General features: G+C 65.8%; 19 protein-coding genes and 1 pseudogene. 7 read left to right on the top strand and 13 right to left on the bottom strand.

Annotated features, from left to right (window positions below; genetic code table 11):
• Nucleotides 1-277: 277 nt before the first annotated feature.
• The 4 genes from C8J42_RS05450 to C8J42_RS05435 are packed head-to-tail and all read right to left on the bottom strand — an operon-like array spanning nucleotide 278 to nucleotide 5,113.
• Nucleotides 278-667, bottom strand: coding sequence for a reverse transcriptase-like protein (locus tag C8J42_RS05450; protein WP_133019152.1), 390 nt, complete (start codon nucleotides 665-667; stop codon nucleotides 278-280).
• Nucleotides 667-1,911 carry a YihY/virulence factor BrkB family protein gene (locus C8J42_RS05445; protein WP_165895431.1) on the bottom strand — a complete coding sequence of 415 codons (1,245 nt, stop codon included), beginning with the start codon at nucleotides 1,909-1,911 and terminating at the stop codon, nucleotides 667-669. The genes C8J42_RS05450 and C8J42_RS05445 overlap by 1 nt, the downstream gene beginning before the upstream one ends.
• An 8-nt stretch (nucleotides 1,912-1,919) precedes the next feature.
• Nucleotides 1,920-4,418: an FtsX-like permease family protein gene (locus tag C8J42_RS05440; RefSeq protein ID WP_133019150.1), complete on the bottom strand. Its 2,499-nt coding sequence runs from the start codon at nucleotides 4,416-4,418 to the stop codon at nucleotides 1,920-1,922.
• A complete protein-coding gene (locus tag C8J42_RS05435; RefSeq protein WP_243644096.1) occupies nucleotides 4,415-5,113 on the bottom strand; it encodes an ATP-binding cassette domain-containing protein in 699 nt (232 codons plus the stop codon). The genes C8J42_RS05440 and C8J42_RS05435 overlap by 4 nt, the downstream gene beginning before the upstream one ends.
• 25 nt (nucleotides 5,114-5,138) lie before the next feature.
• Between C8J42_RS05435 and C8J42_RS05430 the strand changes: the two genes are divergently transcribed.
• Nucleotides 5,139-5,852 (top strand): arylesterase, encoded by a 714-nt coding sequence (locus C8J42_RS05430; protein WP_133019149.1) that lies wholly within the window; start codon nucleotides 5,139-5,141, stop codon nucleotides 5,850-5,852.
• 118 nt (nucleotides 5,853-5,970) lie between these two features.
• On the top strand, nucleotides 5,971-6,699 hold the full coding sequence (locus tag C8J42_RS05425) for a Crp/Fnr family transcriptional regulator (protein WP_162236896.1): 729 nt from the start codon (nucleotides 5,971-5,973) through the stop codon (nucleotides 6,697-6,699).
• Nucleotides 6,700-6,742: 43 nt separating this feature from the next.
• Here C8J42_RS05425 and C8J42_RS05420 read toward each other — a convergent pair whose 3' ends face one another.
• The 3 genes from C8J42_RS05420 to C8J42_RS05410 form a co-directional block, all read right to left on the bottom strand.
• Entirely contained in the window at nucleotides 6,743-7,078 is a 336-nt protein-coding gene (locus C8J42_RS05420; protein WP_056063484.1) for a hypothetical protein, read from the bottom strand.
• 67 nt (nucleotides 7,079-7,145) lie between these two features.
• Nucleotides 7,146-8,006, bottom strand: coding sequence for a transglutaminase family protein (locus C8J42_RS05415; RefSeq protein WP_133019148.1), 861 nt, complete (start codon nucleotides 8,004-8,006; stop codon nucleotides 7,146-7,148).
• A gap of 14 nt (nucleotides 8,007-8,020) precedes the next feature.
• On the bottom strand, nucleotides 8,021-8,938 hold the full coding sequence (locus C8J42_RS05410; RefSeq protein WP_056063264.1) for a transglutaminase family protein: 918 nt from the start codon (nucleotides 8,936-8,938) through the stop codon (nucleotides 8,021-8,023).
• 16 nt (nucleotides 8,939-8,954) lie between these two features.
• On the opposite strand from C8J42_RS05410, the gene C8J42_RS05405 reads away from it, so the two are divergent.
• The 4 genes and pseudogenes from C8J42_RS05405 (at nucleotide 8,955) to C8J42_RS05395 (ending at nucleotide 15,150) form a co-directional block, all read left to right on the top strand.
• Nucleotides 8,955-9,737: an N-formylglutamate amidohydrolase gene (locus C8J42_RS05405; protein WP_056063261.1), complete on the top strand. Its 783-nt coding sequence runs from the start codon at nucleotides 8,955-8,957 to the stop codon at nucleotides 9,735-9,737.
• 86 nt (nucleotides 9,738-9,823) lie between these two features.
• Nucleotides 9,824-10,048: pseudogene (locus C8J42_RS20620) on the top strand (PAS domain-containing protein); the annotation flags it as partial.
• A 75-nt stretch (nucleotides 10,049-10,123) separates the two neighbouring features.
• Complete coding sequence (locus tag C8J42_RS05400) at nucleotides 10,124-12,718, top strand: PAS domain-containing protein (RefSeq protein WP_259457505.1); 2,595 nt, start codon at nucleotides 10,124-10,126, stop codon at nucleotides 12,716-12,718.
• 269 nt (nucleotides 12,719-12,987) lie between these two features.
• Nucleotides 12,988-15,150, top strand: a complete 2,163-nt coding sequence (locus C8J42_RS05395) for a TonB-dependent receptor (protein WP_133019147.1) — start codon at nucleotides 12,988-12,990, stop codon at nucleotides 15,148-15,150.
• A gap of 47 nt (nucleotides 15,151-15,197) precedes the next feature.
• Here the strand turns inward: C8J42_RS05395 and C8J42_RS05390 are convergent, their stop codons facing one another.
• Genes C8J42_RS05390 through glgX form a run of 5 tightly spaced genes read right to left on the bottom strand, consistent with a single transcriptional unit; the run spans nucleotide 15,198 to nucleotide 23,669 of the window.
• The gene (locus C8J42_RS05390) at nucleotides 15,198-15,404 is read right to left on the bottom strand and encodes a TOBE domain-containing protein (RefSeq protein ID WP_056063255.1); all 207 of its coding nucleotides are present in this window, start codon (nucleotides 15,402-15,404) and stop codon (nucleotides 15,198-15,200) included.
• Between the two features lie 42 nt (nucleotides 15,405-15,446).
• The gene (gene treY, locus C8J42_RS05385; protein WP_133019146.1) at nucleotides 15,447-17,897 is read right to left on the bottom strand and encodes a malto-oligosyltrehalose synthase; all 2,451 of its coding nucleotides are present in this window, start codon (nucleotides 17,895-17,897) and stop codon (nucleotides 15,447-15,449) included.
• Nucleotides 17,894-19,867 carry a 4-alpha-glucanotransferase gene (malQ, locus tag C8J42_RS05380; RefSeq protein WP_133019145.1) on the bottom strand — a complete coding sequence of 658 codons (1,974 nt, stop codon included), beginning with the start codon at nucleotides 19,865-19,867 and terminating at the stop codon, nucleotides 17,894-17,896. The genes treY and malQ overlap by 4 nt, the downstream gene beginning before the upstream one ends.
• On the bottom strand, nucleotides 19,864-21,570 hold the full coding sequence (gene treZ, locus C8J42_RS05375) for a malto-oligosyltrehalose trehalohydrolase (protein WP_133019144.1): 1,707 nt from the start codon (nucleotides 21,568-21,570) through the stop codon (nucleotides 19,864-19,866). Before treZ ends, malQ begins: the two co-directional genes overlap by 4 nt.
• On the bottom strand, nucleotides 21,567-23,669 hold the full coding sequence (glgX, locus tag C8J42_RS05370; protein WP_133019143.1) for a glycogen debranching protein GlgX: 2,103 nt from the start codon (nucleotides 23,667-23,669) through the stop codon (nucleotides 21,567-21,569). Before glgX ends, treZ begins: the two co-directional genes overlap by 4 nt.
• A 186-nt stretch (nucleotides 23,670-23,855) precedes the next feature.
• Here glgX and C8J42_RS05365 point away from each other — a divergent pair, with 186 nt between their 5' ends.
• Nucleotides 23,856-24,959: an NADH:flavin oxidoreductase/NADH oxidase gene (locus C8J42_RS05365; protein ID WP_133019142.1), complete on the top strand. Its 1,104-nt coding sequence runs from the start codon at nucleotides 23,856-23,858 to the stop codon at nucleotides 24,957-24,959.
• Between the two features lie 145 nt (nucleotides 24,960-25,104).
• On the opposite strand, the gene C8J42_RS05360 is transcribed toward C8J42_RS05365, so the two are convergent.
• The gene (locus tag C8J42_RS05360; protein WP_133019141.1) at nucleotides 25,105-25,908 is read right to left on the bottom strand and encodes an SDR family oxidoreductase; all 804 of its coding nucleotides are present in this window, start codon (nucleotides 25,906-25,908) and stop codon (nucleotides 25,105-25,107) included.
• Nucleotides 25,909-25,931: the final 23 nt, after the last annotated feature.

Genomic DNA, 25,931 nt, shown 5'->3' with positions numbered 1-25,931 from the left:
GAGGAGCCCGGAAACCGCAAGCCGCCGCCCACATGTCCCTTCATCTTAACCTACAATGTCAAAGAGCCGACAAAAATACCGACACTCGCATAACCTCCCTTGCGGAAGATTTGGAGCATCTGGTTTTCTTGCGACCGCTGCGTCCAGACCGTGTGGCCGTTCGCTGCGGTGACACCCCTCTAGGGCCACCTCCCCGACCCGTCAAACGCTTTTTTACAGTTTGAGGTCAGTTTTCGGAAAACTAGTGTCGCGCGCCTGAGTCAACCCTCCGTCGGCCTTAGCGAGGATGCAGCCGGGCGAGCGCAATGCCGGCAAGGTTCTGGGCTCGACCGATATGCCGGATACGGACGCGGTCGAAACGTTCGGCCAGTGCCGCGAACCTACTACGGTGCACTTCCAAGTCTGCCGAACGGCACCGGGCCTTACCGCTGGCTTGCGTCACGACCAGGGTAGAATCGCCTAGCAGCGTGATGTCGCGATCGCCTTCTAGTTGAGCGATCTCCAACGCATGGATCGCGGCTAGCCATTCGGCGTCGCTGTTTGTGCCCTCACCCAGATCGTGCCGGTAGTGGGTAACGCCCTTGCGGACGACAGCACATTCGATCGGGCCAGGGTTTGGCCGGCATCCGCCATCGAAGAACAGCTTGGTCGACTGCCCGTATGTCATCAGGCCTTCGCTCGCACCTTCGTCGTTGCTTTACTCGATGGATTACGCTTCCTATGTGCCAGCGCGGCGCCGATCGCGATCATGCCAAGGCCAGCAACTGGCGAACCACGACGGATCGACCGCAGACCGCCCAGCGCCAGAAGCGACGCGGGCAAGCCTGCATGCACGCCACTCAAATGGACTACGGCCAGGACCCCTGCCCTGTCCGGCTCCTCAGGCTGAACGACTGGCTTCGAGGCCATGTCTGTTGCAACCGTGTCAGCGACGGTCGCGCCTCGCGTTCCCATCGGGGTGGCCCCGCCGATCGTCGTATCGCTCGTCGTCTGGTGTTCGAGTTCCGAATTCAGCTCTGCGCCGAGCAGGAAGACGTAGGCCGACAGCCATAGCCACGTCAGCAGCACGATGACCGCGCTGAGCGAGCCATAGGTCGCGCCGTAATTTCCGAAGCGCGAGACATAGACGCCGAACCCTATTGTTGCACCAAGCCAGATGACGGTCGCGGCCAGCGATCCAGGGGTCAGCCATGTCCACTTCGCCTTGTGACGATTAGGGCCAAACCGATACAAGCATGCCGCCGCCGTGACGCCCAGCGAAGCGAGCACGCCGTAACTTAAGAGGCGGATCGCCAGGAGCAGGATTTCTGGCGCGCCGGGTATCAGGCTGTCGAGCAGCGCGAACGCTGCCGTCGAGAGGGCGGCGACCAAGGCGAGCATCACGGCACCACCGGTGATCGCAAAAGCGAGGAGGTTCAGTGTTATGAACCCACGCGTTTCTTTCTCTTCATAGGCGATGTTGAGCGCGGTGACGATCGACGATGCCCCCTTAGTGCCGCCGTACAAGGCGATGCCCAGCGCGATGACGAGGCCGAAACCCTTCTTGCCTTCCGACGTATTGACGACGGTCGCAAGCTGGTCGCCGATTACCCTTGCCGCATCTTCGGGGAGGACGTTGAACAGCGCGCGGATGTTCGCGACCACCGTCGCGGTGTCGGCGACCAGACCGTAGATCAGTACCACCGATGCCAGCAGCGGAACGATCGCAGCGAACCCGTAGAATGCGGTACCCGCCGCGATCAGACCGATATTGTCGTCGTTCCCCTCGGCCCAGGTGCGCTTCAGGACCTTCCACCATTCGCGTGCCGACGTCGACCAGGGGCTGGTGGCCTGATGCTCGGATGGTGTTTCGTGCGTGCTCAGCGTCTTGCCTCCTTCGGTGTATTGCGGCCCAACGCTGCACGGACGCAAACGGACCCTCAGAGTTGCCGCAACGCCTGTGCGGGCCGCGCGCCCAGAATGGGCCACGCACCGATCAACCCGATTACCATCGTCAGCCCCGCCCCGCCCAGCAACGTCGCCAAGACGGTCGCGTAATCCGGGCGCCATTCGAAACTGAAGAGTTGCGTCACGACATACCAGGCACCACCGAGCCCGAGCAGCAACGCAAGTACCGACAGCACGATACTGAGGAATGCGTATTCGAGCGCCTGTACCGCGAGCACCTGTCGCCGGGTCGCGCCGAGCGTCCGCAGGATCACGCCGTCATAGGTGCGCGCCTCTCGCGCTGCGGCAATCGCGCCGATCAGCACCGCGATCCCGGCGAGGATCGCCACCGACGCCGCGGCGGTGATCGCCGTCGCCATCTGCGAGACGATGTCGCGGACCTGACCCAGCACGCCGCGAACCTCGATCACCGAGACCGACGGAAAGCGCGGCAGCAGCGCGCGCATGACGGGCGCCTCCTGCCCCGGTGCGAGCTCGATCGTCGCGGCAAGATTATGCGGCGCGTCCTCGATCGCATTTGGCGAGAACACCATCACGAAATTGAAGCCGAGCGTATCCCAGCTAATCCGGCGGAACGAGGCGATATGCGCGGTCCGCTCTACGCCGAGCAAGGTGTACGTGAGCGGATCGCCGATCTTGAGCGCCAGCACCTTGGCCAGTCGCTTGTCGATCGAGACCAGCGGCGGTCCCTTATAGTCACGCGGCCACCACCGACCGGCGGTGAGTTCGCTTCCATCTGGCAAAGTCGCGGCGTAGGTCAGCCCGCGTTCGCCGCGCAACGCCCATGCACCGTCGGGCAGCGTCTTTAGATCGGCGACGCGCGTCGTGCCGTAGCCGGTGATCGTACCGCGCATCGCCGGCACGGTGCGGATGACCGGGTGGATCGCGACGCGTTCGATGGTCTGGCGGAACTCCGCCTCGCGGTCAGGCGGCACGTCTAGCGCGAACAGCGCCGGCGCGCGCTTGGGGACGGTGAGCGCGATGTTCGCATCGATACTGGTGCGAATGCCCGCCAGGAGGACGAACAGCGTTAGGCCTAGACCGAGTGCGACGACCAAAGTGCCGGTCCGCGCGCCGGGGCGGTGGAGTCCGGCAATGGCGAGGCGGAGCAACGGCTTGCGCGAGCGGGGAAGCGCTGCGGCGATCCGGCGCACGGCCCAGCCGAACCCTGCCAGCACCAGCAACACGCCGGCCACCGCCGCGAGGAAGCCTGCGCTGAGCCCAGGCTGGTCCGCAGTCGACAGCGCGAGCGCGACGATCGCGACTCCAGCACCGAGAACCCAGGGCAAGGTTCGGCGCAGCGGCACGGCACGATTGCCGAACACGCCGCGCAACAGGCCGGCCGCGGGAATGCTGCCCGCCTCGATCAAGGGAGGCGCGGTGAAGGCGAGCGCGATCAGCATGCCGTAGGCAGCGGCGAGCGCGAGCGGCGCGGACTGGAGCGAGAATTGCGGCGCGACCGGCAGGACGTCGCCGGCGAGCCAGACGATCAGCGGTACCGTTGCAGCGCCTGCGACCAGACCGGCAACGATCCCCATCGCAGCCACGACCGCGACTTCGAGAAGGTAGATCTTGGCGATGAGGGCAGACGTCGCTCCGAGCACCTTCAAGGCCGCGATGCTGCTCCGGCGGGCGGCGAGATAGGAGGACACACCGTTGCCGACGCCGATCCCGGCGATGACCAGCGCGGACAGCCCCACCAACAGTAGAAACTGCCCCATGCGATCGACGAAGCGTTCGGCACCGGGCGCAGCGCGGTCACGCGTCTTGGTTTCCCAGCCGCCGGTCGGGAATGCCGCACTGAACCGATCGACCGCGGTCGTCGGCGAAGCGTTGGGCGAAAGGCGCACCCGATATTTGGTCTCGTACAGGCTGCCGGGCTGAACGAGACCGGTGCGAACGATGCCTGCCATCGAGACGATCGCGACGGGGCCGAGAGTAAAGCCCTCGCCGAGCCGGTCCGGTTCGTTCGCGATCACGCCAGCGACGGTGAAGTCGGCAATCCCGAGCCGTACGTGCGCGCCGCGGCCGACCCCGAGCCTTTGCGCCAAGGCCGGGACTATCCAGATCGCCCTGGGATCATCGACCTTCGCGACCGATCCACCCTGTACGGCCAGCGTCCCGTAGAGCGGATAGACCGCATCGACGCCCTTGAGCTGGACCGGCACGCTGTTGGTGCCCCGGATCGCGGTAGCCTGCATCCGTACGGTCTCGGACACCGTGCCGAGCCGCGCCATCGCCGCCCGTTCGTCAGGCGTAGCGGCACGCTGCGACGTGCCAAACTCGACATCGCCGCCAAGGATCGCGCTGCCGCGGGCCGCGAGTTCGCCGTCGATCGACTGCGTCAGACTGCCGATCGCCGCCAGCGCGCCGACGCCAAGGAACAAGCAGGCGAGCAGAAGCCGCAGCCCGCGAAACCGAAGATCGAGTTCGCGACGGGCAAGCCGCCACGCCAGCCGCCATTCGCTCACCGCAAGCGATCCGCGGCGATCCGGCCGTCGGCGAGTTCGACAATGCGATCACAGCGCGCGGCGAGTACGGGGTCATGGGTAATGATGATCAACGTGGCACCGGTCGCGGCGCGGCGGTCGAACAACAGGTCCATGACCGACGCGCCGGTGGCGGCGTCGAGGTTGCCGGTCGGTTCGTCGCCGAAGACCAGCGCAGGGCGCGGACCGAGCGCGCGGGCGATCGCCACGCGCTGCTGCTCGCCACCGGACAATTGCGTGGGGTAATGGCCGATCCGGTGCGAGAGGCCGACTGCGGCAAGTTCGACTTCCGCGCGCTCGAATGCATCGGCCATCCCGGCCAGTTCCATCGGCACGGCGACGTTCTCAAGCGCGGTCATCGTCGGCAGCAGGTGGAAGGCCTGGAGGACGATCCCGATGCGTCCACGACGCGCACGCGCGAGGGCATCCTCGTCGAGCTTGCCGAAATCGAGGCCCGCCACCTGGACCCGACCGCTAGTCGCCCGCTCCAGTCCGGAGAGGACCGCCATCAGCGAAGACTTGCCCGACCCGGATGGCCCGAGCAGCGCGACGCTGGTGCCCTGCGCGATGTCGAGATCGATGCCCTTGAGGATCGTCGTCGCAGCGGTCGAAGCGCCGAGTGTCAGCGTGACATCGCGCGCCGAGATCACCATATCGGCGGAAGCAGGTTCGGACATGGAGACCAATATCTTGGAGAAACAGATGCGATTCTGGCCTCTTTATGGGGGCGGACTGGCGCTTCTCCAAGCGGGGTTGCTGGCCGGCTGCGATCGGACACCCGAAGTCCCTGCGCCGCCGCTCGCGACGAACACGGTCTCGCCGGTTGCCGCGACACCAGCACCGCAGGGTCCGGAGCGCCTGATCCTGGCCTTCGGGGACAGCCTGTACGCCGGCTACGGCCTCGACCGCGGCCAGAGCCTGCCCGACGCCTTGCAGAACCGGTTGCGCAAGGACGGGATCAACGCGACGATCGTCAATGCCGGCGTCTCGGGCGATACCAGCGCGGCGGGACGGCAGCGGTTCGCGTTCGCGCTCGACAACATGAAGCGCAAACCCGACCTCATCCTGCTGGGGCTCGGCGGCAACGATGTTCTGCGCCAGATTTCCCCGGCCGAGACGCGCGCCAACATGACGGCGATGATGGACGAGGCGAAGCGTCGCGGCATCCCGGTTATGCTGACGGGCATGATGGCGCCGTCCAATCTGGGTCCGGAGTATTCTGCCCAGTTCAACAGGATATGGACCGACTTGGCCAAGTCCTATCACGCGACGCTCTACCCGTTCATCCTGGATGGCGTCATCGGTGACGCCGCGCTGATGCAGGCGGATCACGTCCATCCCAACCGGACGGGCGTCGACCGGATCACCGCCCGCGTTGCGCCGCTGGTGGAAAGCGCGTTAGGACGATCGCAATGACGGCGTTGCATCGTCGTCGATAGACTTACAAAGGATCGCGCGATCCACGACGCGCGGTACGATAATTTGGCGGCGGGACGGCAATAGCCGCGCGCAAGGAAAAGGGTAAAGCATGCAATTGAGCGGTTTGATCGCACGACTGGGGCGGCATCTCGATCTCACCGACGCCGAACGCGAGGCGATCCTGCACGCCGAACGCGGCGAGCGGCGGTTGCGCGCGGGTGACGTACTGGTCGCGGAAGGTGGCGAAAGCCACGCGCTGTACGTCGTGCGCCAGGGGTGGCTGCACTCCTCGACCAAGCTGGTAACCGGCGGGCGCCAGATCCTGCGCTTCCACTATGCGGGCGACCTGATCGGCACGTCGAGCATGGCGTGGTCTCAAGCGGCGGCGACACTGACCGCGATCTCGGACTGCATCGTGATCGATTTGCCGAAGACCGAACTCGGGCTGCTGTTCCGCGCGCAACCGCGGATCGCCGGGCTGCTCTATGCGATCGCCGCGGCCGAGAACGTCGCGATGAGCGACCGGCTGACGACGATCGGACGGATGGGGGCGAGCGAAAGGCTTTCCACGCTGCTGCTCGACATCATGGCGCGGCTGCGCGTGACGGCGGGGGGGATCGTCGATTCCTTCGACCTGCCGCTGACACAGACCGATATCGGCGATGCGCTCGGGCTGACCAAGGTTCACGTGAACCGGACGATCCGGGCGTTGGAGAAGGCGGGCGTGATCGAGCGGAACGGGCGGCGGGTCCGGATCGTAGACGAAGCGGCGCTGGTCGCGGCGACCGGATTTACCGATCGCTACGGCGAGATCGAGACTGCGTGGTTGCCGCCGGCGGTTTGAGGGCTATCTGATCCTCCCCCGCCAGGGGAGGACCAGTTCTAAGTCAGCTACGATCCACGACAAACAGCGTAACGCGGTCGTACTTGATATCGCCGGGGTTGAAGATCGCGTCGGGTACGAACGGACGATCGGTCACTTCGATGTCCTTCAGCCCGGCGAGCTTGAACGTCCCGAGCTTGATCTCCTTGGGCGGCTGGCCATCGCGCTCGAGCGTCACCGCATCGACGAACACATCGTCATGCTTGGTGTACAGGATGTGCGGCGCAAGCGTGCAGACCATCCGGTTGTAGGTCGCGGTGATGCACTTGCGCAACGCGATCGCCTGGAGAAGCAGCGCGTTCGCGTTGTTCGGCGCGGAGGTGTCTGGGGTCGAAGTCATGTTGTGCATCGCAGCATAAGTTTGAGGATCGGTGCCGTTAGGCCGAACGCGACCTTACCCACAAGGGTTAAGTTTTCGCGGCCGCCGCTTCGGCTGCGCTTTTACCGCTCGGCTGGTCGTCGGCAAAGACTTCGTCGGTATGCACGTCGAACCGGACCAACTGCGCCCGACCGAACGTCGTCGTCAGCGCAGTGTCGGTTGCATCGCGGCCCCGCGCCATCAGGATGCGGCCGATCCGCGGGCGATTGTGGCGAGCGTCGAACGTGTGCCACGTGCCGCCCAGATACACGTCGAACCAAGCCGAAAAATCCATCGGTGCGTCGACCGGCGGGATGCCGATATCGCCGAGATACCCGGTGCAATAGCGCGCCGGGATGTTCATGCACCGGCACAGCGTGATCGCCAGGTGGGCGAAGTCGCGACACACGCCCTGGCGCTCCTGATGAACGTCCCAAGCGGTCTTCGTCGGGCGGGCATAGTGATAGCCGAACTCGACATGATCATGGACGAAGTCGACGATCGCCTGAACCCGCTGCCAGCCGGCCGGGACATGCCCGAACAGCGACCAGGCGGTCTCGGTCAGCCGGTCGGTCTCGCAATAGCGGCTGCCGAGCAGGTAGATCAGGACATCGTCGGGCAGATCCTCGACCGCGTGCTGGACGGCGTCCGGCGTGATCGGATCGGGCTTGCCGCTGTCCTCGATCGTGAAGTCGCACGACAGCGTCAGGCCGCCCTTGGGCACGGTGATGCGCGTGCAGACGTTGCCGAACGCATCGAGATAGTCGTAGGTCGGCACGTCGGGGGTCGCGACGATCCGGTGCGGCGTCACGAGATCCTTGTTGCGGGACGGGTGCAGGCTCAGCATCGCCATCATCGGCGTCGCGACCTCGGTCTCGAAAACTATGTCATAGCCAGTCCGGATCAGCATGGAAGAGCCCCTTTTCACGCCTGTTTTAAAGTTTGTGCCGAGTGTTGCCCCGCAGCGTCGGCATCATCGAGCGTGATGTCCACCGACACGGTCATGTCGAGAAAGCTGCCGGGAAAGCCGCTCCAGGTGCCGGAGATCGGCACGGCCTGGTAGATGTCGCGCGCGACCGCGACGCGGACGAGCCCGCGGTTGCCGACGATCCCGTTGGTCGGATCGAACTCGACCCAGCCCGATCCCGGCAGGTACACGCGGACCCAGGCATGCGTGTTGCCGCCGCCGGTCCGCTGCTCGCGCGCGCTGGGGTTGTAGACATAGCCCGAGATGAATCGCGCCGCGAAGCCGAGCGCGCGGACCGCCTCGATCATCAGCACGGCATAATCGCGACACGTCCCCTTGCGCGTCGCGAGCGTCTCGATCGGCGACTGCGTGCCCTTCTCCGGCCGCGGAACATAGGTGAATTCGCGCCGGATCGTCGCGGTCATGTCCGACAGCATCGCCAGCGTATCGGTCGGCCCGTCGGTCCGCACGAAGCGCCGGGCCCAGCTGTCGATCTGGCGCAGCGGATCGTGATGCTGGCGCTCGATCGAACGAAGCAGGTCGGGCATCTCCTCCGACGAATAGGTGAACGGATACAGCCGCGCATACCGCTCGATATCGACGTTCTGCAGTTCGGCTGGCGTGTGCAGCAACTGCACACGGCTGTCGAAGACGAGCTCCTTCGCGCGCTTGTCGAACGTCGCGATCGCGACCGAATTGCCGAACACGTCCTGCAGCCATCGGACATCCGAAGGCTCTGGACTGATCGTCAGCTGCGCATTGATCAAATGCTGGTCAAAACTCTCGCGCGGGCGAACCATGATCCGATGCTCGCCAAACGCTACCGGATGGCGGTAGGAGTATCGGGTTACATGAGAGAGAGTTAGAGATGGCATCGAGGATCCGTGTCGCATGAAGACCGCTATCAGCCAATCGCTGCTTGGGACCGAAGATGCCGCACCGGTCACATTGGTCAACCCCGAAGGTGCGTCATCGTTCCTGCTGATCGGCGATCACGCGGGGAAAGCCGTGCCGGCCGCGCTCGGCTCCCTGGGGTTGAGCGATGCCGAACTGTCGCGGCACATCGGCTGGGACATCGGCATCGCCGAGCTTGGCCAGATGTTGGCCGAGCGGCTCGACGCGGTCTTCCTCCGCCAGACCTATTCGAGGCTGGTGATCGACTGCAACCGGAGCGCACAGCAGCCCGATGCGATCGCGGCCGTCAGCGACGGGACCATGGTGCCCGGCAACCAGGCGCTGTCGGACGCCGACGTCGCGGCGCGGTTCGCCGAGATCCATGAGCCTTATCAGGCAGCGATCGCCGCCGAACTCGCGCGCCGCGATGCGCTGGGGATCACGACGACACTCGTCGCGCTGCACAGCTTCACGCCGTCGATGCGCGGCGTCGAACGGCCGTGGCAGATCGGTATCCTGCATGACGGCGGCGATACCGGGTTCGCGCACGCCCTGCTCGGCGTCCTGCGCGACGAGCCCGACCTGACCGTGGGGGACAACGAACCCTACCGCATGGACCAGATCGACTACACCATTCCGCGCCACGCCTACCCCGCCCGCCCCTATGCCGAGATCGAGATCCGGCAGGATCTGTTGGGCTCGACGGAGGACTGTGCGGCCTGGGCCGATCGCCTTGCACGGGTGTTGCCGGCAGCGCTCGAACGGACCGCCACGATCTGAGCCGAACCGCGGATCGGTTTTACCGTTGGTGCGTTTGCTCGCCGGCCTTGGTTGCGTAAGGCGCGCCCTCAGACGTTCGAGATACGATGCAGCGACCGACGACCCAGCCTGATAGCGGCAACCCGGCGCAGGAGCGTTACGATGCGCTGTTCGAAGCGATCGACGCGGGGTTCTGCATCATCGAGGTGATGTTTGATGGCGACCATGCGGTCGATTACCGCTTCGTGGAGGTCAATTCCCAGTTCGAAAGCCAGACCGGGCTGCTCGATGTGGTCGGCCGGACGGCGGGCGAACTCGTCCCTGATCTCGAGCGCTTCTGGTTCGACGCCTATGGCAAGGTCGCGCTGACCGGCGAGCCAGCGCGGTTCGATCATGGTTCGGACGCGATGGACCGGTGGTTCGACGTCCACGCCTTTCCGGTCGGTTCCGGGACGCCGCGCCTCGTCGCCGTTCTGTTCACCGACGTATCCGCGTACCGTCGCGCAGCTATCGCGACGCAGGAAAGCGAGGAACGGCTCAATCAGGCGCTCGCGGCCGGCAACGGCATCGGCACATGGGACTGGGACATTCCGAACGACCGGGTGAAGGCCGACGAACGCTTCTCGCGACTATACGGCGTTCCGGAGGAACTCGGTCGCAAAGGCGCGCCGCTCGAACGGTTCTTTGGTGGCATTCATCCCGACGATCTTCCAGCTACCCGCGCGGCCATCGCCGATGCGCTCGAAACCGGTGGCGACTTCAGTGCAGAATACCGCCTCGTCCAACCCGGCGGCGCGATCCGCTGGGTCGCCGCGCAGGGCCGCTGCCGGCTTGCCTCGGATGGCACGCCGCTGCGCTTCCCCGGCGTCAGCTTCGACATCACCGAACGCAAACAGGCAGATCTCCGACAGAGCGCCCTGCTGCAATTGAGCGACGCGATCCGCGACCTCACCGATCCCGACGAGATCGCCTACGCGGCATCGGCGATCCTGGGTGCCGCGCTACAGGTCAGCCGGGTCGGCTACGGCGTGATTGACAAGACGCGCGAGACGATCCGGGTCGAGCGCGACTGGAACGCACCGGGCATCGTCACGCTCGCGGGCACGCTCAAGTTTCGCGACTATGGCTCCTATATCGAGGATCTGAAGGCGGGCCGCACCGTCGCCATCGCCGACGTCGCCCACGATCCCCGAACCGCCGATCTTGCCGACGCGTTGCGGGGGATCAGCGCGGCATCGTTCGTCAACATGCCGCTGGTGGAGCAGGATAATTTCGTCGCGCTGATCTATGCCAACCACGCCGCGCCGCGCGTGTGGAGCGACGACGACCAGTTGCTGATGCGCGAAGTCGCTGAACGCGTCCGCGCCGCCACCGAGCGCCTGCGCGCCGAGGGTGCACGACGCGCGAGCGAGGAACAGTTCCGGGTGTTCGCCGAGGCCGTGCCCAACCAGATCTGGGCGGCGCGACCCGATGGCTACCTCTATTGGTTCAACCAGCAGGTCTATGCGTATAACGGGCTCGCCCCCGGCGAACTCGACGGCGTCGAGGTATGGGGCGGGCTGTTGCATCCCGACGATGTCACCTTGGCAGCCGAGCGATGGAGCACTTCGTTGGCGACCGGCGCCCCCTATTCGGTGGAGTTCCGGGTACGAGCCGCGGATGGCGAATATCGCTGGTTCCTGGTCCGCGCCGAACCGGTGCGCGGCGATGACGGCACGATCCTGCGCTGGGTCGGCACCAATACCGATATCGACGATAGCCGCCGCCAGACAGCGCAACTCGCCCAGTGGAACGAGACGCTAGAGGAACAGGTCGCCGAACGCACCCGCGAACTGATGCAGGCCGAAGAGGCGCTGCGGCAGAGCCAGAAGATGGAGGCGGTCGGCCAGCTTACCGGCGGGATCGCGCATGATTTCAACAATTTGCTGACCGGCATTACCGGCAGCTTGGAACTGCTCGGCATACGGATAGCCCAGGGGCGGCTGAACGACGTCGAGCGCTATTCGCTGGCTGCGCAGGGTGCTGCCAAGCGTGCGGCGGCGCTGACCCACCGGTTGCTTGCTTTCTCGCGGCGACAGACGCTCGATCCCAAGCCGACCGACGTCAACCGGCTGGTCGGGGGAATCGAGGATATGGTCCGGCGCACGGTTGGCCCGGAAGTCGAGGTCGAGGTCGTCGCCTCGGTCGGGTTGTGGGCGACCCTGGTCGATCCCCACCAGCTGGAAAACGCGCTGCTCAACCTGTGCATCAATGCGCGCGATGCGATGCCGGGTGGCGGGCGCCTCACGATCGAAACCGCCAATCGCTGGATCGACGCCCGCACGGCGCGCGAGCGCGAACTCGATGCCGGACAATATGTGTCGCTGTGCGTGTCCGATACCGGCACGGGCATGACCCCGGAGGTGATCGCCAAGGCGTTCGATCCGTTCTTCACGACCAAGCCGCTCGGGCTCGGCACCGGGCTCGGCTTGTCGATGATCTACGGCTTTGCCCGGCAATCCGGTGGACATGTCCGCATTTACTCCGAGGTCGGCGAAGGCACCAACGTTTGCATCTACCTCCCGCGGCATTTCGGTGAGGCCGAGGATACCGAGACCGTCGCCGGACACGCCGAAGCCCCGCGTGCGAACGCCGGCGAAACGGTGCTCGTGGTCGACGACGAACCGACCGTCCGAATGCTGGTGATGGAGGTGCTCGAGGAGCTTGGCTACGCGGCGATCGAAGCGGCAGACGGGGCATCAGGGCTCAAACTGCTGCAGTCCGACATTCGCATCGACCTGCTGGTCACCGACGTCGGCCTTCCCGGCGGCATGAACGGGCGACAGATGGCCGACGCGGCGCGGATCGGGCGGCCGGACCTCAAGATCCTCTTCATCACCGGCTATGCGGAGAATGCGGTCGTCGGCAACGGTCATCTCGATCCCGGCATGCATGTCATGACAAAGCCGTTCGCGATGGAAGCCTTGGCCACGCGCATCAAGGATCTGATCGTTGCGGGATGATGGGGCGGCGTGTGGAGTCGGATCCTCCCCCACTCCGTCATCCTGACGAAAGTCAGGATCCAGAGCAACGGAAGCCGCCAATCGTGGCTCTGGATCCCGACTTTCGTCAGGATGACGGCGAATGTTTTGATCCCCCCGAGAACGTCAAACCATGTTGCATCGCGGTAACAGTCGCGACGCCATTCGCATTCATGGCAACATTGTCACTTGATATGATGTATCATCAAATCTACCCGATGTGTCGTACAGGGACGACACAAGGGAATTTCATGAAGACGATGCTGTTCGGCGCCACCGCCCTGGCCGCGCTCCTCTCCCCGCAGGCGCATGCGCAAACCGCCGCCACGGATGCTCCGACCCCTGCCCCCGTACCGACGTCGGTCGGTTCGACCAACCAGCGCGACATCATCGTCACCGCGCCGATCCAGACCAGCGAGCGCGACGTCCTGCAAGGCACGACCGTCCTGACCGGCCAGGAACTCACGCGCCAGTTGCGGCCGTCGATCGGCGAGACTCTCGCCCGCCAGCCCGGCGTATCGGCATCGTCGTTCGGCCCGAGCGCCTCGCGGCCGATCCTCCGCGGCTTTCAGGGCGACCGTATCCGCGTGCTGACCGACGGGATCGGATCGATCGACGTCTCGAACACCTCGGTCGACCATGCCGTCATCATCGACCCGCTGCTCGCCGAGCGTATCGAGATCCTCCGCGGCCCCAGCGCGCTGCTCTACGGCACGTCGGCAGTCGGCGGCGTCGTCAACGTTATCGATACCCGCATCCCGCGGTCGGTGCCCGAGAACGGGTACCGCGTGAACGGTATCGCCAATTACGGCTCGGCCGCCAACGAGCGCTCCGGCGGCATGGCCGGCGACGTCGCGGTCGGCCAGCACCTCGTGCTGCACGCCGATGGTTCGTACTTGAAGTCCGGCGACCTGCGCACAGGCGGCTACATCCTCTCGCGCGACGCCCGCGCTCAGGCGCAGGCCACGGCCGCCCTCCCCGTCGATCCCAACGAAGCCGACCCGATCGACTATGCCGCCTCGGCGCAGTTGAAGGGCAAGCTCCCCAACACGCAGGCCGAAACCTGGACGGCGGGTGCCGGCGCGTCGATCATTACCGACACCGGCAATCTCGGCATCTCGTACAGCCACTACGACAGCCTCTACGGCGTACCGATCCGCTACGCCACGCAGCCCGACCAAGAGCAGGAAGCGCCCCGCCTCGACGTCGTCCAGAACCGCGTCGACCTGCGGGGCGAGATCGACACCGGCGGCGATTTCATCAGCAAGATCCGCGTTCGCGCCGGCCAGGCGAGCTATCGCCATTTCGAACTGGAGGAGGACAACTCCGTCGGTACCGCCTTCTATAACAAAGGCCTCGAAGGACGCCTTGAGGTGGTACAGGCGAACCGAGGCGGATGGCAGGGCGCGTCGGGCGTGCAGTTCTACAACCGCATCTTCAACGTGGTCGGCGACGAAGCCTTCCTGCCGAAGAACGAGACCAACCAGACCGGCCTCTTCACGCTCCAGCAGTACGAGTCCGGCAAGTTCCACGCCGAGGGTGGCGTCCGCTACGAGATCACCGATCTCGCCGCGCGCACCCCCGAGGACGACTTTCGCTTCTTCCGCGGCAGCCAGAGCTATCATTCGGTCTCGGGCTCGCTCGGCGCGTCCTATGCTTTGACCGACAGCATCCGCGTCGGCCTGAACGGCTCGCGCACCGAGCGTGCGCCATCGGCCGAGGAACTGTTCGCCAACGGCGCGCATGCCGGGACGCAGGCGTACGAACTCGGAAATCCGAACTTCCGGCTGGAAAAGTCCTGGGGCCTCGAAGGCACGCTCCACGCGCATGGCGACGGCTTCAGCTTCGACGCGTCGGCCTATTACAACTGGTTCTCGAACTACATCTCGGAGAACCAGGTCGCCTCGACGGTCTGCCAGGCTGCCGCCGATCCTTCGGGCCGGACCGTCGACCTGCCCTGCTTCCAGTACCAGCAGGCCGATGCGCGTTATTACGGGTTCGAGGCGGATGCGTCGGTGAAGGTCGCGCAGATCGGCGGCTATGCGGTCAACGCCGACGTGCTGGGCGACTACGTCCATGCGAACATCGTCGACCAGGGTCCCGTGCCGCGCATCCCGCCGATGCGCGTGCTGGGCGGGATCGAGGCGCAGGGCGACCGGATCAACGGCCGCGTCGAGGTCGAGCATGTGTTCGACCAGAACCGCATCGCCGCGTTCGAGACGAAGACCAACGAGTACACGATGGTTAACGCCTCGATCGGCCTCAGCCCGTTCGGCAAGGATTCGAAGACGACGTTGCTGCTGAGCGCGAACAACCTGTTCGACGTGAACGCACGCCGCGCGACGAGCTTCCTGAAGGACTTCGCCCCACTTGCGGGTCGCGATTTCCGCGCGACGTTGCGCTTCGGTCTGTAACCTCTACCGGCCGTTCCAGCATCGAAGCGGGAACGGCCGGCACGCGATCATTTGCCGATCAGGACGTCGCTCGCCTTGATCAGGACGGTGACCGTATCGCCGGTCGCGAGTGCGAGGTCGGCGATCGCTTCTTCAGTGATGTTGGCGGTGACGACGTTGCCACCGCCGATATCGACCTTGATCGAACCGTTGACCGCGCCCGGCGTGATCGAGACGATAGTGCCGGAAATCTGGTTACGTGCGCTGATCTTCATCGCTTCTGTTCCTTCTGAAACCGTTCCCCGGCAGCATTTCGGTCACGCTGCCAGCGCTGGATCCGATGCCATGAGATCGACCCGCACGCCATCCTCGCCGAGCAGTTCGAGGATCCGCTCGCCAGACGACAACACAGTATCGCCCCACCAGTCGGCCGCCGCCATCCCGTCAAGATAGCGCTCGGCACACCGCAATGCGACGGTGCAGCGAAGCGTCACCCCCTCATGCTCCCGCTGGAACGCCATGACATGGTCGCGGCGCGGCCCGGTGACGGCGATTGGCGCGTAACTACCCTTCGAAAACAACGCGGGATGCGTCCGCCGCATGTCCAGCAGATGCTTGATCGACCGCATCTTGGGCGCATCGCCGGCCCGCAGCATATCGCGCAGGACGGCATAATCGACCGGCCGCCGGTTATCCGGATCGACCAGGCTCAGATCGGCGATCTCGGTACCCTGATACAGATCCGGCACGCCCGGCACGGTATAGCGCAACACAACCTGCGCGAGGCTGTTCTGCTCTGCGGCGGGCGCGATCCGATCGACGAATGCCGTCATGTCCTCAATAAAGTCCGTCGACCGTTCGGGATCGAGCAACGCCCGCGCCCGATCGTGACAGCGGGTCTCGTACGCCTCATCTGGCGCTTCCCAGGACGAGCGCAGTTTGGCCTCGCGCAGCGCCTTTTCCTGCCACGCGACGATCCGCTCTGCATACTCCGACAGAGCATCGGCGTCCGGCGCGCGAAGGTTCGTCGGCCAAGCGCCGAACAGCGTCTGGAGCAGCATATAGGCGTCGGCGGGATCGACGCCTTCCGCATACGGGGCAGCCTGTTCGAACCAATGCTCCGCAAGGGAACGCCAGAGATCGGGTATCTCGCTGAGCACCGCTAGCCGCGCGCGAACGTCCTCACCACGTTTGTGGTCGTGCGTCGCGGTGGCGAGCATCGCGGACGGCCAGTCGCCGGCACGTTCGATCATCGCGGCGTGGAATGCGTCGATATCGAGCGACATACGCGCCGCGTCGAACCCGACGTCGTTGCGCGAAAGCAGGCGGCCATAGCGGTAAAAGGCGGTATCCTCGACCGCCTTGGCGGCGATCGGTGCGGAAAGTTGCTGGAAGCGCCGTACAGCGTCCGCGGCTAGTGTCGGGTCGCCAGAACCCTCGCCTGCCAGCCAGGACAGCATTTGGTCGACGACGCTGCCTTCACCGGGGGGGGTGAACTTGGCAACCCGCTGGCGGACGATATCGCGGATCCTGGCGTCTGCGAGCGGCGCTGCCTCGCCTGTTCCGTAGGTCCGATACACCGGAAAGACCCAGAGCAGCCGCTCGATCGCGCGGTGGAGCATGCCTGTCGTCAGCCCATCGCAGTCGGATGTCGAGCGGGCCAGCGCCACGAACGCCTCGACGCAGCGGCGGTGCTGCGCATCGAACTGCCACGCGAGCAAATCCTGCCGCGCGCGCAGTTCCTCGGGCGCGAAGTCGGCGGAGCGGCCGCTTATGTCGGCCCAGAGTTCGGCGAGTGGTTCTGCCCCGGCGGGCGCGTGAAGCAAGGCGGTAACCTGCTCCATGAAGTCGTACCCGCTGGTGCCGTCGACGCCCCAGTCGGTGCTGAGCGGTTCGCCGTCGGCGAGGATCTTCTCGATGACGATGTAGGCGTGCCCAGCGGGCGCGTCGGCGGGGCGCTCGATCGCGTCGAGCCTTGCGCGCAAGGTGCGGCAATAGCCGACGGGGTCGGTCAGGCCATCGACATGATCGACGCGGACGCCGTCGATAAGGCCCTCGGCGTAGAGGCGAAAATAGAGCGCGTGCGTAGCCTCGAACACGACCGGATCTTCGGCACGAAGGCCGGCAAGGTCGTTGATCGTAAAGAACCGTCGCCAGTTGAGTTCGTCGTTCGCTACGCGCCACGAGGCAAGGCGGTAATGCTGGCGGTCGATCAGCGCGGCTATGTCGTCCGTCGCTGCGGTCGTTTGGTCCTCGTCGCGGATCGGCAGGCGGTGTTCGCCATATGCTTCGAGGACGTAGCGGCCGTCGGCCTGCTCGACCTTCAGCGCGCCGCTGGCCAGCGTCTCGGCGAGCGGATCGCCGAGGATCGGAAGAACGAGCTTCTCGCGCCAGTCGATGTCGAAGTAGCGTGCGAATTCGCTGTCTTCACCATGTGTTAGAACGTCGTTCCACCACGTGTTCTCACCTCCGGCAACGCCCATGTGGTTCGGAACGATGTCGATGATGACGCCCATGTCTCGCGCGCGAAGAGCGGCAACAAGGCTTCGAAAGGCGTCCTCGCCGCCAAGTTCGGGATTGATCCGAGTCGGATCGACGACGTCGTAGCCGTGGGTGGACCCGCTGCGGGCGGTCGTGATCGGCGAGGCGTAGAGGTGGCTGATCCCGAGCTCGTCGAGATACGGGACCAGCGCTTCGGCGTCGGCGAAGGTGAAGTCCTTGTGGAACTGGAAGCGGTAGGTCGCGCGGGGCGTGGTGGGGGCGGTCATGCGGATCTCGTGACGTTGAGCGTGACGATGCGGGTGGCGACTTCGGGGCGGGCGAGCAGCGCCTCGGTCGTGTCGGGCATGCGGCGGCGCCAGTTGGGGTGTTCGTCGATCGTGCCGGGGAGGTTGGGTTGCTCGACCAGTCCGGCGAGGTCTTCGATCGGGATGATGGCAAGCGCGCAAGGCGTGCCGGCGACGTGCACGATCGCTGCGTCGACGACCGGGTCGGTGTCTTCGGGGGTGGGCTGTTCGGTGCCAGTGTCGAATGCGGACCAGAGCGCGACGCGGTCTTCGGCGCGAGCGGCGAGGTCTGAAGATTTGTCGGCAGCTTCAGACTTGCGTCCGAGGTCCCAGGTCCAGTCGATATCGCGACCGCTCCACCAGCCGGCGACGGTGGCTAGGTCGTGGGTGCCGGTCATCGCGACCGCGTCGGGCGACCACTGCGCCGGGGGAACGAAGCCATCCGCGTCACGCTCGAACCAGAGGACGCGCATGCCGAGCATGGCGCGCGTGTCCATCGCCTCGCGAAAACCGACGGGGACGGTGCCGAGGTCTTCGCCGATGACGATCGCCCTCGCCCGCTGTGACTCCGTCGCGACGATCCGCATCAGGTCGTCAAACGACATATCGAGATACGCGCCCTCCGCGGCGGATGCGCCCTCGGGAACGACCCAGAGGCGGCGGAGGCCGAACGCGTGGTCGATGCGAATGCCGCCGGCGTGCGCGAGCGCTGCGCGGATCGTTGCGATGAAGGGCGCGAAGGCGGTGTCGCGCAATGCCTGCGGGTCGAAGCCGGTGATGCCCCAACTCTGGCCGTCGGGGCCGAGCGGATCGGGGGGCGCGCCGATCGAGAGGCCGGTGAGCAGGTCGCCGCGCCGGCTCCAGCCGTGGCTGCCGCCGGGATCCATGCCGACGGCGAGATCGGCGATGAGGCCGATCGCCATGCCGGACTCCTTAGCCGCCGTCTGCGCGGCGTCGAGGTCGCGGCAGGCCAGCCATTGGAGGAACGCATAGAACGTCACGTCTTCGGCATGATCGGCCACGAAACGTCGGACGGTCGGGCTCGCGGGATCGTGATATTGGGCTGGCCATTGCTGCCAACCCTTCGCACCGGTGGTGGCGAAGAAATGCGCGTGGAGCGCGTCGAACTCGGCATGGCGTTCGAGATTTTCGCCGCCTTCACGTCGGAATGCTGCCATAATTTCGCTAAGTTGTGCAGTGCCTTGTGCGAAGGCTTTGCGAAGTCGTTCGAGCTTGACCGGGATCGCGTGCTGCCAGTCGATCAGGTCTGGCACCGGGTCGTTCGATGGGACGCCGAACGCGGACGGGTTGCCGTAGAGGCCGTTAAGGAATTGCCGGCTCGACGGTGCGTAGGGGCTGTAGCGGCTGGCGTCGGCCGGGAACAATGCGTGCGTGGGGCTGATCGCGAGGGCATCGGCGCCGCGCCCGCCGAACGCGCGGGCGGCATCGGCGAGCGTGCCAAAATCGCCGAACGCGGTTGGGGTCTCGTCGCGCAGGCTGGGGATCTGGACGGCGGGCGCCCATATCCTGCGTGCGCCTACGGCATCGGCGATCGTGAAGCAGCGGCGTGGCGCGACCAGCAGGTCGATCACGTTTCCAGCGAATTCGAGCCGGTGATAGCCAGTCTGCGCGATCGGCGTCAGCGTACCGTGATCGATCGTGACTGAGGCGGACGTGCCGTCTTCCAAGATCAGCTCGGCCTCGCCCGAAACCTCGGTCGAGAGCCGGATCGGGCGACCGACGTCCACCGAGAGGAAGCGCCCGCCGCGCGCGTTCCGTGCTGCGATCGCGGCCAGGCTGTCGGCGATCTGCTTCTCGTTTTCGGACGGATGGCCGAGCCGATCGAGGATCGTCCGCAACGCGTCGTCGGATACCGTCTGGCGGCGACCCCCTGCGTCCTGCCATTCGTGTTGCAGGCCGGCGGCGATGGCGAGTGCCTGGATGTTGCTCATCGTTCCAGCCAGACCGCGACGCTGCCGGGGTGGCCGGGTTCGCCATCGGCAAATATCGGCTCGACGTCGATTTCCGGGAAGGCCGCGGCACTGTCCCCGAGGTTCAGCGCGATCGTCAAGACTGCGCCGTCGCCCATCCGCCAGCGTGCGACGACGGCGCCCTCGCCGATCGCTTCGGCGCCGATCGACATCGCGCCGTGCAGGCGAGGGATGATCGCTTCGTGGCGGATCTTCAGCAGGGTGCGGTACAGGTCCTGCCACGCCGCCGCATCGGGGCAGGGTAGCGCGCGCGATCGGTGGAACGTCTCATGCGCGTTCGGATCGGGGATCGCCTCGCGGGCTTCGGGATCGGCGAAGGCGGCGAACTTGGCGAATTCCTTGCGGCGGCCTTCGCGCACCGCGTCGGCCAGTTCGTCGTGGAAGTCGGTGAAGAACAGGAACGGGCTCTCGCTGCCGTGCGCGTCGCCCATGAACAGTAACGGGATCTGCGGGCCGAGCAGGAGCAGAGCGGTGGCGGCGCGGAGCTTCTGACGGTGGGCCAGCAGCGTCAGCCGCTCGCCCATCGCGCGGTTGCCGATCTGGTCATGGTTCTGGAGGAACGCGACGAATGCTGTCGGCGCGAGGTGCGCGCTCGGCTTGCCGCGCGGTTTACCGTCGTGGTTGGGTGAGCCTTCGCCCTGGTAGATGAAGCCTTCGCCGAGGCAGCGCGCCAAACGTTCGGCGGGACGGTCGGCGAAGTCGGCGTAATAGGCGCTGGTCTCGCCGGTCAGCAGGACGTGCAGGACGTTGTGAAAATCGTCGTTCCACTGCGCGTCGAACGCCGCGGGGTAGAGGCGATCTGCGTCGTTGCCCTCGTTCTCGAGGACGAGGTGGACGTGACGGCCGGCGGTCTTCTCGCGCAGTTCGGCGGCCATCGCGTCGAGGAAGGCGTCGTTCTCGATCGCGTGGACCGCATCGAACCGGAGGCCGTCGAACTTGTACTCGTTCAGCCACATCAGCGCGTTGTCGACGAAATAGCGGTGGACCGGCGCCTGGTCGACAGCGACCGCGCCGCCCCAGGGGGTGTCGACTTCGGGGTGGAAGAAGCCCTTCGCATAGGCGCCGAGGTAGCTCCCGTCGGGTCCGAAGTGATTGTAGACGACGTCGAGGAACACGGCGAGGCCGAGTTCGTGGGCGCGGTCGACCAAGGCCTTCAGTTCGCCGGGCGTGCCGTAGCTTTCGGCGGGGGCATAGGGCAACACGCCGTCATAGCCCCAGTTGCGGGTGCCGCCGAATGCGTTGACGGGCATGAGTTCGATCGCGGTTATGCCGAGTTCGGCGATCGCCGGAAGGTGGTCCGCGACGCCTGCGAAGCCGCCCAGCGTGCCGACATGGACCTCCTGGATGACCATCTCTTCCCACGGTCGGCCGCGCCAGGCGGGGGTCCGCCACGTATAGACTTCCGGATCGACGACGACGCTCCAGCCGTGCACGCCGCCGGACTGCCCGCGCGAGGCGGGGTCGGGGACCGCGAGGTCGTCGGTCAGGCGGAACCTGTACCGCGTCCCTGCCCCCGCCGACGCTGTCGCGCTGAACCAGCCTTCCGGTTCGCGGGTCATGGGGACCGCGTCGCCATCGGCCAACTCAAGCGTTACCGCGTCGCGATCCGGCGCCCAGAGGCGGAAGTTCGTTCCGTCGGCGGCAAGCGTCGGCCCCCAAGTCATGCTGCTTCGATCGTCCAGGAGAGCAACGCCGCGCCCTGCGGGGGAAGCTCGTAGCTGTTCTTGATCGGCGTTGCGCCTTGCTCGGGCTTGCTGCTGTCGATCAGGACGGTGCGCTCGACCTCCTCGGGCGGCGGCATGTGGAAGGTCAACGGGCCTTCCGACGCGTTGAGCAACAGCGAGATCACCTGCACCTCGCCCGAGTCACGCTCGCAGGCGCGGCGCATTACCAGCGCGCGGCCGTTGGTGTTTTCCCAATCTTCCGACGTAAGTTGCTGGCCACGCTCGTCCCACCATTCGATGTCCTTGAGGCCCTCTGCGGGCGTGTCCTCGCCGTATAGAAAGTTGCCGGCGCGGAGCATCGGGTAGTCGCGGCGGAGGGCGATCAGGCGCGCGGTGAAGTCGATCAGCGCGTCGCCTTCGGGGGACTTGGCCTTGTTCCAGTCGAGCCAGCTGATCTCGTTGTCTTGGCAGTACGCGTTGTTGTTGCCGTTCTGCGTGCGGCCGAACTCGTCGCCGGCGACCAGCATCGGCGTGCCCAGCGAGGCGAACAGCGTGGTCAGCATCGAGCGCATCACGCGCGACCGGGTCTCGAGGATCGCCGGGTCTTCGGTGGGACCTTCGACGCCCCAGTTGCGCGAGCAATTGTTCGAATGACCGTCGTTGTTGTCTTCACCGTTCGCCTCGTTGTGGCGCTCCTCGAAGGCGACCGTGTCGGCGAGCGTGTAGCCGTCATGCGCGCCGAGCAGGTTGACGCTCGCCCAGGGGCGGCGTGCACGACGGTCGAACAGGTCGGCGGAACCAGTCAGGCGGGCGGCGAGATCGGCGCGCTGCGCGTGGTCGCCGCGCCAGAACTTCCGCACGGTGTCGCGGTATTTGTCGTTCCACTCGGCGAAACCGGGGGGGAAGTTGCCGAGCTGGTAACCGCCGGGGCCGATGTCCCAAGGCTCGGTGATGAGCTTCAGCTTGCCGAGCACGGGGTCCTGGCGGAGCACGTCGAAAAAGCCTGCACCGGGGTCGAAGCCGGTGTCCGTCCGGCCCAGCGTCAGCCCGAGATCGAAGCGGAAGCCGTCGATGCCGAAGCTGGTCGCCCAGTAACGGAGCGAATCCGCGACCATCTGGATTACGCGCGCCTTTGTGAGGTTCAGCGTGTTGCCGGTGCCGGTGTCGTTAATCGAGTAACGTGGGTCGTCCTTGACGAGGCGGTAGTAGCTGGCGTTGTCGAGCCCGCGCCACGACAGCGTCGGGCCTTGTTCGGAGCCTTCGCAGGTGTGGTTGTAGACGACGTCGAGGATCACCTCGATCCCGGCCGCGTGGAGGCGGCGGATCGAGCGGCGGAGTTCGTCGTGGCTGTCGGTCGCGAAGAACGAGCGCTCCGGCGTGAAGAAGTTGAGGGTGTTGTAGCCCCAGTAGTTGCGCAGGCCCTTTTCCTGGAGGAAACGGTCCTGGATGTAGGTGTGGATCGGCAGCAGCTCGATCGCGGTGACGCCGAGGCGCTTGAGGTGATCGATGACCTTGGGGTTGCCCAGCGCCGCGAAGGTGCCGCGTTCGGAGGGCTGGACCTCCTCGAACAGCTTGGTCAGGCCCTTGGTATGCGCCTCGTAGATGACCGTCTCGGACCAGGGCGTGTTCGGGCGCACGTCGCGCGACCAGTCGAAATGGCTGTCGGTCACGACGCCCTTCGGCATCGTCAGGGAATTGTCGCGGCGATCGAAGCTCAGGTCGGCGCGCGGCGACTTGACCTGATAGCCGTACATCGCGTCGGTCCAGCGGAGTTCGCCGATCATCTGCTTGGCGTACGGATCGAGCAGCAGCTTGTTCGGGTTGAAGCGGTGGCCCTCCTCCGGCGCGTACCGACCGTGCGCGCGGTAGCCGTAGACGAGCCCCGGCTGTGCGTCGGGGAGGTAGCCGTGCCAGACTTCGTCGGTCCATTCAGGCAGCGGATAGCGCTTCAGCTCGCGGCGGCCGGTCTCGTCATAGACGCACAGCTCGATCTTCTCGGCATTGGCGGAATAGACCGCGAAGTTGACGCCAAGGCCGTCGAACGACGCGCCGAGGGGATAGGCCGAGCCGGCGTCGAGCGTGTCGGGCAGTAGATGCAATGCGAAGACCCTTTTCGTGCGTATCGTCTCGCTACAGGCGCGAGTTTATCGCGGTGCAGCATTCCTTGGCGTGAAACCCGCTCGCGGCTTCCTATGTTCCGCACAACGTGGCGAGTTTTCGCCGCATCCTTCCAGGTATCAAGGGGCCATCATGCGCATTCCTTCCACTCTCCGGCTGATCCTCGCATGAGCGGCCCGAAGCTGTTCGAGCCGCTTACGGTCGGCAATCTGACGCTCGCGAACCGCATCGTGATCGCGCCGATGTGCCAGTATTCGGCGGTCAATGGCTGCATGAACGACTGGCACCAGATCCATCTGGGACAGCTGGCACTGTCCGGCGCGGCATTGTTGACGATCGAGGCGAGTGCGGTGCTGCCGGAAGGGCGGATCACCTACGGCGACGTCGGACTGTACGACGACCCGACCGAGGCGGCGATGGCGGGCGTGATCGAGAGCATGCGGCGCTGGTCCGACATGCCGATCGCGATCCAGCTTGCACATGCCGGGCGGAAAGCGTCGTGCGAGGTGCCTTGGAAGGGCGGGCTCCAGATCGCGCCGGGCGCGCCGAACGGGTGGCAGACCGAGGCGCCGTCTGCCGTGTCGTTCCTGCCCGAGGAGAACGACCCGGTCGCGCTCGACCGTGAGGGGCTGGCGAAGGTGCGCGATGCGTTCGTCGCCGCGACGGTGCGCGCGGCACGGCTCGGGATCGACGTGATCCAGTTGCACGGTGCGCACGGGTACCTGCTGCACGAGTTCCTGTCGCCGCTGTCGAACCGGCGTGAGGACGACTATGGCGGCAGCCTCGAGAACCGGATGCGCTTCCCGCTCGAAGTGTTCGATGCGGTCCGCGCTGCGTTTCCGGCCGATCGGGCGGTGACGATGCGCGTGTCGGGCACGGACTGGGTCGAGGGCGGCTGGGATTCGGAGCAGACCGTGGCGTTCGCCAAGGCCCTGGAGGCACGGGGGTGCAGCGCGATCCACGTATCGAGCGGCGGGAATTCGCCGGCGCAGCAGATTCCGGTCGGGCCGAGCTATCAGGTGCCGCTGGCGCGGGCGGTGAAGCAGGCGGTGTCGATCCCGGTCGTCGCGGTCGGGCTGATCACCGATTTCGAGCAGGCCGAGGCGATTATCGGAACGGGCGATGCGGACATGATCGCGCTGGCTCGGACGATCCTGTATGATCCGCGCTGGCCTTGGCATGCGGCGGCGCATCTCGGGGGCAAGGTGAAGGCGCCGAAGCAGTATCTGCGGTCGCAACCGCGGCAGTTTAAGGATTTGTTCGAGGGGTAAGCTTCCAAGGGGTAAGATTGAGAGCGGCCCGCCCCGCCACTTTCCCGTTCCCCCGCGGAGGCGGGGGTCCAGGGTTACGAACGGTACCGCCTGAGATCCTGGGCCCCCGCCTTTGCGGGGGAACAATGCTATTTTTGGCAGTTTGTCAGCCGGCGACGGTCATTACCGAGCCGGAGTCCACGCGGATGTCCGCGCCGTTGATGAAGCTCGCGCGCTCCGAGCACAGGAACAGGATCGCCGACGCCACCTCGTCCGCCTTGCCGCGACGCTTGAGCGTCATGCCGGGGCGTTCTTGCTCCAGGAATGTCTCGATCGCCTCGTCGAAGCTCATGCCCTTCTCGTCGGCGCGCTTCTGCATCATCTTGTCGGTCATCGGCGTCGCGATGAACGCGGGCGACACGGTGTTCACCAGCACGTTATCGCAGCCATACGCCTTGGACAGCCCCTTCGACAGGCTGGAGATGCCCGCCTTCGACGCGCAATACGCGAGCTCGTCGACATAGGGCTGCACCGCATCCTCCGAGCTCATCAGCACGATGCGACCCCATTTCGCGGCGCGCATCGCCGGGATCGCCTCGCGGCAGACACGCACCGCGCCCATCAGGTTGATGTTCAGCGTCGAGTGCCAGCCTTCATCGTCAACCTCAAGGAAGTCGCCGGTCGCGCCAGTCACGCCCGCGCAGTTGACGAGAATGTCCGGATCGCCGAGCTGCTCGCGGACCTTGGCAAAGAGCGTCTTGACGTCGTCGAGCCTGGTCAAGTCCGCTTCGACCGCGATCACCTCGCCAAGCGACTTCAGATCCTCGATGCTCTTGGCGAGATCGCCGCCGGGCTGGTCGGTGATCGCGACGCGGACGCCCTCCTGCAACAGCATCCGGGCGGTCTCCTTGCCCATTCCGCTGTCGGCGCCGGTGACGAGTGCGATCTTGCCTGCGATATCGAGATTCATGGCGTATTCCTCAAAGTGTCGGA

Origin of the sequence: Sphingomonas sp. PP-CE-1A-559, from assembly GCF_004340965.1 — a bacterium.
In the GTDB taxonomy this organism is placed as follows: Bacteria; Pseudomonadota; Alphaproteobacteria; order Sphingomonadales; family Sphingomonadaceae; genus Sphingomonas.
This window is presented reverse-complemented; position numbering and strand designations above follow the sequence as displayed.

What these genes read in the sequence shown, in the direction of transcription:
- C8J42_RS05420 (WP_056063484.1), bottom strand. Translation starts at nt 7,078, where the DNA reads ATGACTTCGACCCCAGACACCTCCGCGCCGAACAACGCGAACGCGCTG.
- C8J42_RS05405 (WP_056063261.1), top strand. Translation starts at nt 8,955, where the DNA reads ATGAAGACCGCTATCAGCCAATCGCTGCTTGGGACCGAAGATGCCGCA.
- C8J42_RS05430 (WP_133019149.1), top strand. Translation starts at nt 5,139, where the DNA reads ATGCGATTCTGGCCTCTTTATGGGGGCGGACTGGCGCTTCTCCAAGCG.
- malQ (WP_133019145.1), bottom strand. Translation starts at nt 19,867, where the DNA reads ATGAGCAACATCCAGGCACTCGCCATCGCCGCCGGCCTGCAACACGAA.
- C8J42_RS05410 (WP_056063264.1), bottom strand. Translation starts at nt 8,938, where the DNA reads ATGCCATCTCTAACTCTCTCTCATGTAACCCGATACTCCTACCGCCAT.
- treZ (WP_133019144.1), bottom strand. Translation starts at nt 21,570, where the DNA reads ATGACTTGGGGGCCGACGCTTGCCGCCGACGGAACGAACTTCCGCCTC.
- C8J42_RS05365 (WP_133019142.1), top strand. Translation starts at nt 23,856, where the DNA reads ATGAGCGGCCCGAAGCTGTTCGAGCCGCTTACGGTCGGCAATCTGACG.
- C8J42_RS05435 (WP_243644096.1), bottom strand. Translation starts at nt 5,113, where the DNA reads ATGTCCGAACCTGCTTCCGCCGATATGGTGATCTCGGCGCGCGATGTC.
- C8J42_RS05390 (WP_056063255.1), bottom strand. Translation starts at nt 15,404, where the DNA reads ATGAAGATCAGCGCACGTAACCAGATTTCCGGCACTATCGTCTCGATC.
- C8J42_RS05360 (WP_133019141.1), bottom strand. Translation starts at nt 25,908, where the DNA reads ATGAATCTCGATATCGCAGGCAAGATCGCACTCGTCACCGGCGCCGAC.
- treY (WP_133019146.1), bottom strand. Translation starts at nt 17,897, where the DNA reads ATGACCGCCCCCACCACGCCCCGCGCGACCTACCGCTTCCAGTTCCAC.
- C8J42_RS05415 (WP_133019148.1), bottom strand. Translation starts at nt 8,006, where the DNA reads ATGCTGATCCGGACTGGCTATGACATAGTTTTCGAGACCGAGGTCGCG.
- C8J42_RS05395 (WP_133019147.1), top strand. Translation starts at nt 12,988, where the DNA reads ATGAAGACGATGCTGTTCGGCGCCACCGCCCTGGCCGCGCTCCTCTCC.
- C8J42_RS05450 (WP_133019152.1), bottom strand. Translation starts at nt 667, where the DNA reads ATGACATACGGGCAGTCGACCAAGCTGTTCTTCGATGGCGGATGCCGG.
- C8J42_RS05400 (WP_259457505.1), top strand. Translation starts at nt 10,124, where the DNA reads ATGGACCGGTGGTTCGACGTCCACGCCTTTCCGGTCGGTTCCGGGACG.